11 protein-coding genes are annotated in these 12228 nt (G+C 41.5%); 10 read left to right on the top strand and 1 reads right to left on the bottom strand.

What is annotated here, in order from left to right; translation table 11 throughout:
- Positions 1–206 precede the first annotated feature (206 nt).
- The 8 genes from fucO (at position 207) to JZO70_RS06350 (ending at position 8391) form a co-directional block, all read left to right on the top strand.
- Positions 207–1358: a lactaldehyde reductase gene (fucO, locus tag JZO70_RS06315; RefSeq protein ID WP_207672703.1), complete on the top strand. Its 1152-nt coding sequence runs from the start codon at positions 207–209 to the stop codon at positions 1356–1358.
- 435 nt (positions 1359–1793) lie between these two features.
- A complete protein-coding gene (locus JZO70_RS06320) occupies positions 1794–2846 on the top strand; it encodes a PTS sugar transporter subunit IIC (protein WP_207672704.1) in 1053 nt (350 codons plus the stop codon).
- 73 nt (positions 2847–2919) lie between these two features.
- Positions 2920–3567, top strand: coding sequence for an L-serine ammonia-lyase, iron-sulfur-dependent subunit beta (gene sdaAB, locus JZO70_RS06325; protein WP_207672820.1), 648 nt, complete (start codon positions 2920–2922; stop codon positions 3565–3567).
- Between the two features lie 13 nt (positions 3568–3580).
- The gene (sdaAA, locus tag JZO70_RS06330) at positions 3581–4474 is read left to right on the top strand and encodes an L-serine ammonia-lyase, iron-sulfur-dependent, subunit alpha (RefSeq protein ID WP_207672705.1); all 894 of its coding nucleotides are present in this window, start codon (positions 3581–3583) and stop codon (positions 4472–4474) included.
- Between the two features lie 27 nt (positions 4475–4501).
- Entirely contained in the window at positions 4502–5773 is a 1272-nt protein-coding gene (gene serS / locus JZO70_RS06335; protein WP_207672706.1) for a serine--tRNA ligase, read from the top strand.
- A 264-nt stretch (positions 5774–6037) separates the two neighbouring features.
- A complete protein-coding gene (locus tag JZO70_RS06340) occupies positions 6038–6724 on the top strand; it encodes a helix-turn-helix transcriptional regulator (protein WP_242703818.1) in 687 nt (228 codons plus the stop codon).
- 130 nt (positions 6725–6854) lie between these two features.
- Entirely contained in the window at positions 6855–7364 is a 510-nt protein-coding gene (locus JZO70_RS06345) for an RNA polymerase sigma factor (protein ID WP_207672707.1), read from the top strand.
- A 4-nt stretch (positions 7365–7368) separates the two neighbouring features.
- Positions 7369–8391 (top strand): DUF4179 domain-containing protein, encoded by a 1023-nt coding sequence (locus tag JZO70_RS06350; RefSeq protein WP_207672708.1) that lies wholly within the window; start codon positions 7369–7371, stop codon positions 8389–8391.
- A 48-nt stretch (positions 8392–8439) separates the two neighbouring features.
- Here JZO70_RS06350 and def read toward each other — a convergent pair whose 3' ends face one another.
- The gene (gene def / locus JZO70_RS06355) at positions 8440–9003 is read right to left on the bottom strand and encodes a peptide deformylase (RefSeq protein ID WP_207672709.1); all 564 of its coding nucleotides are present in this window, start codon (positions 9001–9003) and stop codon (positions 8440–8442) included.
- A 270-nt stretch (positions 9004–9273) separates the two neighbouring features.
- Here def and rpsO point away from each other — a divergent pair, with 270 nt between their 5' ends.
- Both rpsO and pnp read left to right on the top strand, forming a co-directional pair.
- Complete coding sequence (gene rpsO / locus JZO70_RS06360) at positions 9274–9543, top strand: 30S ribosomal protein S15 (RefSeq protein WP_207672710.1); 270 nt, start codon at positions 9274–9276, stop codon at positions 9541–9543.
- Between the two features lie 419 nt (positions 9544–9962).
- Positions 9963–12086 carry a polyribonucleotide nucleotidyltransferase gene (gene pnp, locus JZO70_RS06365; protein WP_207672711.1) on the top strand — a complete coding sequence of 708 codons (2124 nt, stop codon included), beginning with the start codon at positions 9963–9965 and terminating at the stop codon, positions 12084–12086.
- Positions 12087–12228: the final 142 nt, after the last annotated feature.

Consider the following 12228-nt stretch of genomic DNA (forward strand, 5'->3'; position numbering starts at 1 on the left):
GCTACTGCTTTGAGAGATCCTTTTTTTAGCAAAATAGTACAATTCAAAAACAAAATCGTAGGATGCAAAATAAACCTTTGACGTATATGATAGACTAGTAATAGGAGTGAAAGCGATTTATATAGATAATCTGTATTACTCGCAAAAGAGCTCCGTTTGTTTATCAAGCATCTTGTGAATTACATAACATGAATGGAGGAAGAACAATGGTAAATCGTATGATCCTGAACGAAACATCCTATTTTGGTAAAGGGGCAATCAATGATATTGTGCCGGAATTCAAAAAACGCAACTTCAAAAAGGCGATCGTCATCACGGATAAAGGGTTAATCGAACACAAAGTAGCCACCCGAGTGACTGATCTGCTGGATGAAGCGGGCGTTGACTACGAAGTATACGACGGTGTCGTGCCGAATCCAACGGTTCAAAATGTGAAGGACGGCGTGGCAGCAGTCAAAGCTTCCGGAGCAGAATGCATGATCGCCATCGGCGGCGGCTCACCGATTGATGTAGCTAAAGCGATCGGAATTATCGTGACTAATCCAGAATATGCCGATGTTTTAAGTTTAGAAGGACCGGTTGAAACCAAGAATCCATGTATGCCAATTTTAGCAGTGCCGACCACTTCAGGAACCGCAGCTGAAGTAACCATTAACTACGTAATTACTGATGAAGTCAATCATCGTAAGTTCGTTTGTGTCGATCCTCATGATATTCCAGTCGTAGCCTTTGTCGACAGCGAAATGATGATGGGCATGCCAAAAGCGTTGGCTGCTGCAACTGGGATGGATGCGATGACTCACGCGATTGAAGGCCTGATAACTAAAGGTGCTTGGGAACTAACCGATATGCTTCATCTAAAAGCAATCGAAATCGTGGGTCGTTCTTTGAGAGATTCCGTAGCTGAAAAACTGGAAGCCAGAGAAGAAATGGCATTAGGCCAATACATTGCTGGTATGGGCTTCTCTAACGTTGGGTTAGGATTAGTTCACGGTATGGCGCATCCGTTAAGTGCTTGGTACGATATTCCTCATGGCGTTGCCTGTGCATCGTTGTTGCCAACAGTGATGAAATTCAATAAAGAATATACCGGTGAAAAATATCGGGATATTGCACGGGTGTTAAATGTAGAAGGTGCTGACACCATGAGTATTGAAGATGCGCGCGATGCAGCTTGCGATGCCATCGACCTGTTAAGTAAGGATGTGGGTATTCCGCCAACTATTTCTGAATTAGGCGTGAAAGCTGAAGATATTCCGAAGATTGCGGAAGATGCGTTCCGGGATGTTTGTTCACCAGGAAATCCGCGGGATGCGACAGTTGAAGAAATTATCGAGCTGTATCAAAGCTTGATGTAGATAGAGGGAAGGCTAGTTCTGTGAAGGGACTAGTCTTTTTTTTAGTCATTTCTGCTGTGTTCAGCAGAGTATTATAGGAAGGAAAAAGTTTTGAATGCTTCGTACGAACTCGAAGAACGGTTGGAAAGCTAGCGCTGCTAACCGTTCTTCGAGCTTTTATTTAGCCTTTTTCCACCAATCGACTGGATCAATCAAAAATAAATAGGCAGCTAAATAGTTGCTATATCGGCCTTTTCAGCAGAGATTGAAAAAAAGTTCACTTATATTAAAAAAATTCATTGACTGAACTTTAGTTTAGTTGTATACTTCATTCATAGGCAAGATGAAAAAAAGTTCATCGGATAGCAATTATTTTAGTAAGACTTCGAAGTTGAATAGGTTAAGCAAGTTGCAGTAGGAAAAGATTAAGTTTGTAAAAAATTTGGAGGCGACGAAATGGAAACGGTATCAGGTGTGTTAATGTTAGTTCTTGTATTATGTGGGATGTCTTTATTTTCTTTTAAAGCACCGCGGGGTAGAAAAGCGTTAGGCGCTCTGTCTGGGGCAGCGTGTGCAACGTTTTTACCAGAAGCATTTTTACGGTATGCAGTCGGCGGAGTATTCAATATTGAATATATCTCAAACATAGGTGAAGTCATGGGTGGTCTCGGAGGTTTAGCCGCGGGTGCATTAGTACCGCTGGCATTTGGCATCAGTCCAGTATTTTCAATCATTATGGGAATTTCATTAATCAAGGTTAGTTTGTTACCAGCATTTATTACAGCGTATCTATTATCTTTCCTTATTCGTCAAATCGAAAAACGAGTGACTGAAGGAATTGATTTACTAGTGATCATCTTGGTTATTCCATTAAGTGCAGCGTTAATCGCCGGTTTGATTCAACCAGTTGTCCTAAGTGTCTTAGGAGTGATCGGCGGAACCATCTTAAATGCAGTCGAAGGCAATCCTTATGTCATGGCAGCAATCTTAGGAGCAATTATCCCGATCGTCGGTATGACACCGCTAAGTTCAATGGTTCTAACTGCGCTAATCGGATTGACGGGCGTTCCAATGGCTATCGGCGCGATGACCTGCTACGGCAGCTCATTAGTCAATGCTGTACTATTCAAACGCATGAAGCTAGGCAGCAAATCTACACCGTTAGCAGTTGCAATTGAACCATTAACTCAGATCGATATCATTAGTTCAAATCCGATTCCGGTTTATATGACTAATTTAGTCTCAGGTATCATTAGCGGAATCATTGTTACCTTCTTCGGATTAACTGTTCCGGTAACAGGAATGGCTACACCATGGGCCGGCTTATTGGTTACCCTTGGCAATAATCCAATTCAAACGACACTGCTTGTTGTAGTCTTGATCACTGTTGTCAGCATTATCTGCGGATTACTTGGAGCTATCGTATTCAGAAATTACAAAGCTGTCGAAATTGACAATGCCAAAAAATTGGGAACGCCAGAAACCATGGTAACTGAGCTGGAAAATTAGCCATAAATAAAGGAGAGTTATATATATGAATGCAGTATTAACGATGGACAAACCGAAGAAAATAAAGAGTGCGATGAATTATAAAAGTTGTTTTGATGTGATTGGTCCGATTATGATTGGGCCATCAAGTTCTCATACAGCGGGTGCATTAGCTATTGGAGCAGCAGCTCGCAAATTATTTGGTGGTACACCGAATAAGATTTCTATTAAATATTACGAATCCTTTGCAGATACGCATAAGGGACACGGAACCGATTTTGCCATTATCGGTGGGGTTTTAGGTTTTAAAGCCAACGATGCGGGAGTTATTAATTCGATTGCAATAGCAGAAGAGCAAGGAATCGAGATTGAATTTCATGAAATGTGTGAAGAAAGTCCGGTACAACACGCCAATACAGCTTGTGTGACCTTGAGTGACGACACTCATGAAATCCATTTAACCGGCATCTCTGTCGGCGGTGGAACAATTGAAGTGAAATATATTGAACTAGAAGGCTTTGGCGTTGAATTGCACGGACCGTTGCCGATCTTGATTGTCATCAATGAAGATGAGCGGGCTATGCAAAAATTCAAAGAATCTGATCTTACCATCAATTCAGTTTCTCGCTATGTAAATCACGATGCGGCATTGTTCGCTTTTGATCTAGATACGACACCAATGGAATCTGTAAAAGACGAGCTGTTTTCGTTGGATGATTCATCACAAATAATTTTATTGTAGGGAGAATTTAAAGATGTATTATTCGATTGCAGAATTTATTGAAGAAGCTGAAAACAGCGGGAAAAGTATTTCGGATTTAATGATTGAGCTGGAAATGGAACGCAGTCAAAAAAGCCGTGAAGAGCTTTTGGATCTGATGGAGCAAAATTTAATCGTGATGGATGCAGCCGTTAAACGTTCGCAAGAAGGCGACGGCGTCTTCTCACCAACTGGTTTAACCGGCGGCGATGCGGTTCGTCTGAAAAATTATCGGGCAAAAGGGAAAACGCTATCAGGTGATCTGATGGTCTCAGCCGTTCAAGCGGCTTTAGGGACAAATGAAGTCAATGCGTCGATGGGTGTTGTTTGTGCGACACCGACAGCTGGAGCCAGCGGGACACTTCCAGGGGTATTGATGGCGATTAGAGATACCTTGAACTTAACGACGGAACAACAAGTCCGCTTTTTATTTACTAGTTCGTTGTTCGGAATGGTCACCGCCAATAATGCCATGATTGCTGGGGCAATCGGTGGATGCCAAGCAGAAGTGGGCAGTGCGTCAGCGATGGCAGCCGCCGCTGCAGTCGAAATGGCCGGTGGAACACCGCAGCAATCCTCTGAAGCTTTTGCTATTGCGTTGGGCAATTTGCTGGGACTGGTCTGTGATCCAGTGGCTGGTTTAGTGGAAATTCCTTGTGTGAAGCGAAATGCTATTGGGGCGGGCAATGCTTTGATCGCGGCAGATATGGCTTTAGCAGGAATCGTCAATAAAATTCCGGCAGATGAAGTGCTGGAGGCTATGAATAAAGTCGGACGCCAATTACCACGATCACTCCGGGAAACAGGACTAGGTGGATTAGCCGATACGGAAACCGGGCGACGAATGAAAAAAGAAGTGTTTAGTCAAGTGAAATTCACATTTCACTAAAAAATAGGGTGTTAAGAAGGTAGGACTATGTTAGATATTAAAAGAATTCGTCAGAATGCAGAAGAAGTAAAAACCAAAATGATTTCTCGTGGTGTTGAACCAGAAGTGATCGATTCGTTTTTGGACTTAGATGAGCAGCGTCGTGAATTATTAGTGAAGGTTGAAGAATTGAAGCAGTATCGGAATACCGTTTCTACGAAGATTGCTGAGATGAAGCGGGCGGGCACTGATGCTTCTGCTCAAGTGGCTGAAATGAAGGAATTAGGCGAGCAGATTAAGCAGATGGATAAAGAAATTGCGGCGGTTGAAGCAGCGTCTAAAGATATCGCAGAAAACTTACCTAACCTGCCTCACGACAGCGTACCGGTTGGCGAAGATGAAGACGATAATGTGGAAGTCCGCAAATGGGGAAATCCAGCAGACTTTGCTTTCGAAGCAAAACCGCATTGGGCAATTGGGGAAGACTTAGACATCTTAGATTTCGAAAGAGGCAGTAAAGTGTCTGGAAGCCGATTCCTTTATTACAAAGGCTTAGGCGCTCGACTGGAACGGGCTGTTTACAACTTCATGCTGGATCAACATGTGGATGAGCATGGCTATACCGAGATGATTACGCCATATCTGGTAAACAGCCAATCAATGTTTGGCACCGGGCAGTTTCCTAAATTCAAAGAAGATGTTTTTCAAATTGATGATAGAGACCTCACCTTGATTCCGACGGCAGAGGTACCATTAACCAATTATTATAGTCAGGAAATTTTGGATAAGGCGGATTTGCCGATTTACTTTACGGCGATGAGCCCATCATTTAGATCAGAAGCAGGAAGTGCCGGTAGAGACACTCGCGGTTTGATCCGGCTGCATCAATTTCATAAAGTTGAAATGGTGAAATTCAGCGATGCCGAAAATTCTTATGACGAATTGGAAAAAATGGTCACAAACGCCGAAAGCCTGTTGCAAAAACTGAACTTGCCTTACCGGATTGTGACTCTCTCAACCGGAGATATGGGCTTTTCAGCTGCGAAAACCTATGATATCGAAGTCTGGATTCCAGCCCAAGATACCTATCGTGAAATCAGCTCCTGTTCAAATTGTGAAGATTTTCAAGCCCGTCGCGGGATGATTCGTTACCGTGATGAGAATGATAAAGTTCAATACGCGCATACGTTAAATGGCTCGGGCTTAGCAGTTGGCCGTACAGTAGCCGCTATTTTAGAAAATTACCAAAATGAAGATGGTTCGGTAACCGTTCCTCTTGCATTAGTTCCATATATGGGCGGAACGACTGAAATTAAGTAAGCAATAATGCTGCAAAAAAGAGATCAAACTCAAATGTGTGAATATTTGAGTACCCCTTTCTATTGTGACGTTTTAGTCGATGAAACAATAGCAAAAGGGGGCTCTTTTTGGTACACTCAACTATGTGAAATATAAAAACACGGAGATATATTGGCAGCGCTGACTTTCTGTTAGATCTTCGGGTTGTTATGAGTCGTTCTGACCTAATTAGATAGCGAAGAACAACAATCATTTTAAATAAATTCAGGAAATGGAGGGCTTATTTTGGAACCCTATTTACGTTTAAGTGAAGTTGATAAGCAAATACTACAATCTTATACCATGATGTTGGATGGTTTAGGAAATTTTATGGGGAACTCATGCGAAATTATTCTCCACAGTTTAGAATATCTGGAAAATTCCGCGATTAAGGTGATTAATGGGCACTTCAGCAATCGGAAACAAGGAGCACCTATTACCAATTTAGCGCTAAAAATGCTGGATCAATTAAATGATAGTGAGGATTATTCAGCTATGCCGTACTTTAATAAGAATATAGACGGTGTGAATTTGAAATCCTCCACAATCCCGATATTTGGGGAGAACAATCGCATTATCGGCTTAATTTGTATTAACATGCACTTAGAGCAGCCATTGTACGAATTTTTACATGATCTTTTACCGGCTACTCATCCAGTTGAAGCTTCTAACGATTCGAATAATTCAGAGCATTTTTCTGATAATATTGATGACTTAATCATGACGGCTTTAGCAAAAGCGAAGCAATCCGTTAAAGCAGATCCAAAAATCTCGAATTTGAATCAAAATAAGGAAATCGTCATTCGGTTGTACGATCAAGGTATTTTCAATTTGAAGGATTCAGTGATCAAAATTGCGAACTCTTTGGATATCTCAAAAAATACGATTTACCTGCATATCCGCAATCACAAAAAAGAAAACAAAACAGAGTAAAATCGAATCATTTCCATTCCAGCAATTTGTGAAGCAGCCCTTCATGAATTGTTTTTTTATTTTGTGGGAACTTTTTGGTGGTTTATTTGCTCTAATAGAGTGTAGTAAGAAAAAAGGTGGTGAGTTTTAATTGTTGAAAGAAATATGGCTGGTGAAAAAGGCGCAGCAAGGCGATGGAGAAGCTTTTGTCCAACTAACGAAACAGTACGAAAAAATTCTTTATGGCGTAGCCAGACGGTATCTGAAAGATGAGGATGTGGCCGACGTATTACAAGACACACTCTTGATTGCATTTAAGAACATACATAGTTTGAAGCAGCCAAAATATTTCAATACTTGGCTTACCAAAATTTTGATTAATGAATGCAATAAACTCCTCAAAAAGAATAAGCAATACTCCTATCAAACGCTGGAGGAAAATGCTGATCTGGCTGAACGAACATCGGTAGATACTTTGGAATTAGAGGAGCTGATTTCTGAACTAAATCCAATCTACAAGACGCCGATTCTGCTCTATTACTACAGTGGATTTTCCTACAAAGAAATCAGCCGCATTATCGATGAGCCTCTAGGTACAGTGAAATCACGCATTTCTAGAGGGAAGGCGTTACTGCAAAAAGAATACCGGAAAGGAGAGTAGCGGGATGGATCACGAATTTGAAAAAAAGCTCCAAATGCTAAAGCATGAAGAAATTGAAATACCTGATGAAGTAAGGAATAAGTTGGATAGAACTTACCAAAAAATAGAGATGAACAAACTGAAAAAGCGACGTTTTCGAAAAAACAGGGTAGGAATCGTGCTGGCTGCGGTTGTGCTTTTGATCCTGATTGGCTTTTCGCCCATCGCCAAAGCCGTGGATAACTACATCAAGTTCGGCCAATTCACCTCCAAGACTTTAAAGGACGAGGGATTTGTCGCAAAACCGGCTGAGACAGTTAAAAGCAGTGGGATAAAAATAGTCTTAGAAGAAGCTTATCTGGATCAAAAACAATTAGGACTGCATTTTATGGTTATGATCCCGAAAGATTCTGACTTGAATTCTGATCAGATCGATTTTTACAGTCTCGGTTTTTCAATTAAGAATAGTGAAGACCGTGTTCTTTTTTCTAATGTCTCGGCAGAGGGTTCTTTTGAGGGAACGGCTACTGGCAACCAACATTTTGACCAAAAGAATCATACCTTGGAAATTACTTATCTATTGAATAACTATCAAGAAGAGTTTGCAGACTCTGGTGATTTGTCGATTGAAATCACGAGAATTTCGGGTGTCGTTCAAGGCAAGACAGAAGTGGGAGCTGGGTTTAGTAAAGTAAAATCGGTCGCAACTGAAGGGACTTGGACGCTGCCTTTAAAGACAAACAGTATAAAAGAATTTAAGCCTTTGGATTACTCGGGAGTACTTAATGATAACGATCAGAAGGTAACAGGCGAAGCTTTCCCAACCATGTTCAAAGTTGTGACCGAACCTTTTGAAGCAGCTAAAAATACCTTAGATATCGAACTGGTTTCGAGGGATCAGAGCTCTGTTAAAACGTATCTTCTGTCAAGCAGCTCAATAGAAGATGGTTTATTGGTTTGGTATTTCGATTATCCTTGCTATGATCAAAATAGTGAAGTAACACTGCGGATTGATGGACAGGATGTAGCAGTGTTAACGAGAAAATGAAGCCAAAAAAATACTGGAAATCAGAATTCCCTGATTTCCAGTCGCTGTTTATTCGATTACCAATACGCCTTCATCTAAAGTGAACGGTGATTGTTCGTTGATGTGGTCGTAGAACATGATGCCATTGATGTGATCAATTTCGTGTTGAACGACGATTGCGTTGTAGTTTTTCAAACGAACCTTTTGTTTGTTGCCTTCAGCATCATAGTAAGAAACCGTGATGCGAGCGGCACGTACAACATAACCTGGCACTTCCCGGTCAACCGATAGACAGCCTTCGCCTTCACCAAGGCTGGCTTGTTGAACTGAGTGGCTCAAAACTTTCGGGTTATACATGACGGTGCTGAGGCCTGATTCTGGTTTTTCAGGATCAAGACTAGGCACATGAACAGCAATAATTCGTTTTGAAATATCTAATTGGGGAGCAGCTAATCCGACGCCTCCGCGCAGCTGCAATTCTTCAGCTTTAACCGGATCTTGACTATTTTTAAGAAATTCCATCATTTCTTCCCCAAGCTTTACGTCCTCTTCCGTTGGCGGAATCGGCACTTCTTTTGCGACAGCGCGCAGGGTGGGATGTCCTTCCCGTATAATATCATCCATTGTGATCATTAAAAAGGTCTCCTCTCAAAAGGACTCATACATCAAGATAGTTTATCACAAAAGCGGCCCCAAGCAAATGGACTGCTTAAATATTGTGATTTTTTAAAGAATCCTTCAACAGGCGAAAAACCAGGATTTCTTTGCGCCAAATCTTGCTTTTTTGTCCAGAATCTAGTAAAGTGTTAAGGTACGCTATGCGTACATCGCCTACTACTTGGTTGGGCGCTTCACCAACGCTTTACTCAGTTGTAGGGAAAAAAAGAGAAAGAGGTGAAATACATGGCTTTATCACAAGAACGCAAAAACGAAATCATCAAAGATTTTGCTCGCCATGAAGGAGATACTGGTTCTCCAGAAGTACAAATCGCTGTACTTACAGAAGAAATCAATCATTTGAATGAGCATGCACGTGTCCACAAGAAAGACCACCATTCTTACCGTGGTTTAATGAAAAAAGTTGGTCATCGTCGTAACTTGTTAGCTTACTTACGTAAGAATGACGTACACCGTTACCGTGAATTAATCCAACGTTTAGGACTACGTCGTTAATTTTTGTCAAAAAAGCGAGGTTCCTAGGAATCTCGCTTTTTTGCCAGTTATGCTTTTCGCAGGATATAACAGTTTGAATTGCTATCAGGAATTTAGCAATAAAACGAACAAGCAGTTTAGCATAATGGTAAGCGTGCGAAAATCGCGTGAATTTTTACGTTAGAAAAATTCACCCATAACTATGAGTTAGCTGCTAGTTATGCTTTTGCCATTCGTATAGCACGATAGAATGCTTGCGAAGAAAATCATTCATCAACAATGAGCTAGCTGTCAGATGGTATCTGAGGCTGGATCACAAAAAAATCAACCCCCTCCCGCAGTCTGCCGTCACTCTACTAACCAAATGCAAGAAGCGAAGTCCTTCGCTGTTTCCATTTGTTTAGTAGCGTCGCAACTGTCAGAGGGAAAAAGGAGAAATTATGTCAGAAAAACAAGTTTTCAAAACCACTTGGGGCGGACGTCCCTTGCAAGTCGAAGTTGGCCAAATGGCGAAACAAGCAAATGGTGCAGTCTTGGTTCGTTATGGTGACACAGTTGTATTAAGTGCCGCAGTTGCTTCAAAGGATGCGCGGGACACCGACTTCTTCCCATTAACTATCAACTACGAAGAAAAAATGTACGCAGTTGGTAAAATCCCTGGCGGTTTCATCAAACGTGAAGGACGCCCAAGTACAGAAGCGACTTTGACTGCTCGTTTAATCGACCGTCCAATTCGCCCAATGTTCGCGGATGGCTTCCGTAATGAAGTTCAAGTAACCAACGTTGTCATGAGTGTTGAACAAGGCTGTTCACCTGCAATGGCTGCTATGTTTGGTTCATCTTTAGCTTTGGCTATTTCAGATATTCCATTTGATGGCCCAATTGCTGGAGTAGACGTAGGTCGCGTTGATGGCGAATACGTATTGAACCCAACAACAGAACAAAATGAAGTTTCCGATATCAACTTAACGGTTGCTGGTACGAAGAAAGCTATTAACATGGTTGAATCAGGTGCTGCCGAAGTTTCTGAAGAAGATATGTTAGGTGCTTTGATGTTTGGTTTTGAAGCCATTAAAGAAATGGTTGCTTTCCAAGAAGAAATCACTGCTGCTGTTGGCAAACCTAAAATGGAAGTTAAATTGTTGCAAGTAGACGCTGACTTGAAGAAAGAAATCTTTGGCAGCTACTACGAAACAATGAAAACTGCTGTTATGACTGAAGAAAAATTGGCTCGTGAAGACGAGATCGAAAAAGTTAAAGAGACCGTTAAAGAAGTGTATGCAGAGAAATTTGCGGAACACGAAGATGCGGATCAATTAACTAAAGAAGTAAAACAAATCGCCGAAGATCTTGAAAAAGATGTGGTTCGCGAATTAATCACAATTGATAAAATCCGTCCTGATGGCCGTCAATTAGATGAAATCCGTGCATTGGATTCTGAAGTTGGTGTATTGCCACGGGTTCACGGTTCTGGCCTATTTACCCGGGGACAAACACAAGCTTTGTCAGTATGTACGTTAGCACCATTAGGCGAACATCAAATCATTGATGGTTTGGGACTTGAAGATTCTAAACGTTTCATCCATCATTACAATTTCCCACAATTCTCAGTGGGTTCAACTGGCCGTGCCTTTGGTCCTGGCCGCCGTGAAATTGGACATGGAGCTTTGGGTGAACGTGCCTTGTCACAAATTATCCCTAGTGAAGAAGACTTCCCTTACACAATCCGTCTAGTTGCGGAAGTATTGGAATCAAACGGTTCATCTTCTCAAGCAAGTATCTGTGCTGGAACATTGGCATTAATGGATGCTGGTGTGCCGATTAAAGCACCAGTTGCCGGTATTGCAATGGGCTTGGTATCTGATGGCGAAAACTACACCATCTTAACTGATATCCAAGGACTAGAAGATCACCTAGGCGACATGGACTTTAAAGTAGCCGGAACAAAAGACGGCATCACTGCGTTGCAAATGGATATTAAAATCCAAGGGATCACTGAACAAATCCTAACAGAAGCTTTGACCCAAGCGAAAAAAGCTCGTATGGAAATTCTAGAAAACTTAACCAACACATTGGCTGAACCTCGTAAAGAATTAAGCCCATATGCTCCTAAGATTGAAATGATCAAAATCGACCCTGATAAGATCAAAACCGTTATCGGTAAAGGCGGCGACACGATCAATGGTATCATTGATGAAACCGGCGTGAAGATCGATATCGACCAAGAAGGTCAAGTGAGCATTGCGTCATCTGATGCTGAAATGATCCAAAAAGCCATCAAGATCATCGAAGAATTAACCAAAGAAGTCAAAGTCGGCGAAGTTTACTTAGGTAAAGTTGTCCGCATTGAAAAATTCGGTGCCTTCGTTAACTTGATTAAAGGCAAGGATGCCTTGGTACACATCTCTCAACTTGCGAACGAACGTGTGAAACAAGTAGAAGATGTTGTGAAGATGGGTGACGAAGTCTTAGTCAAAGTAACTGAGATCGACCGTCAAGGCCGCGTCAACGCTTCTCGCAAAGCAATGTTAAAAGATGATGAAGCGAAGAAGGAAGAAAAATAATTTTTTCAAATTCATTCACATATCCTTTGACAAAAGACAAAACTACGCCCATAATACGGATATGTTTTAGGGGAGTAGCGACATAGAGTCTCTATGCTTTTAGATCAACAACTAGTGTACTAACACTGGTCTAAAAGATAAT

It is taken from the genome of Candidatus Enterococcus moelleringii, assembly GCF_017377575.1.
GTDB lineage: Bacteria > Bacillota > Bacilli > Lactobacillales > Enterococcaceae > Enterococcus_A > Enterococcus_A moelleringii.

Coding starts and splice junctions, on each gene's coding strand:
- fucO (WP_207672703.1), top strand. CDS start 207: ATGGTAAATCGTATGATCCTGAACGAAACATCCTATTTTGGTAAAGGG.
- JZO70_RS06320 (WP_207672704.1), top strand. CDS start 1,794: ATGGAAACGGTATCAGGTGTGTTAATGTTAGTTCTTGTATTATGTGGG.
- sdaAB (WP_207672820.1), top strand. CDS start 2,920: ATGAATTATAAAAGTTGTTTTGATGTGATTGGTCCGATTATGATTGGG.
- sdaAA (WP_207672705.1), top strand. CDS start 3,581: ATGTATTATTCGATTGCAGAATTTATTGAAGAAGCTGAAAACAGCGGG.
- serS (WP_207672706.1), top strand. CDS start 4,502: ATGTTAGATATTAAAAGAATTCGTCAGAATGCAGAAGAAGTAAAAACC.
- JZO70_RS06350 (WP_207672708.1), top strand. CDS start 7,369: ATGGATCACGAATTTGAAAAAAAGCTCCAAATGCTAAAGCATGAAGAA.
- def (WP_207672709.1), bottom strand. CDS start 9,003: ATGATCACAATGGATGATATTATACGGGAAGGACATCCCACCCTGCGC.
- rpsO (WP_207672710.1), top strand. CDS start 9,274: ATGGCTTTATCACAAGAACGCAAAAACGAAATCATCAAAGATTTTGCT.
- pnp (WP_207672711.1), top strand. CDS start 9,963: ATGTCAGAAAAACAAGTTTTCAAAACCACTTGGGGCGGACGTCCCTTG.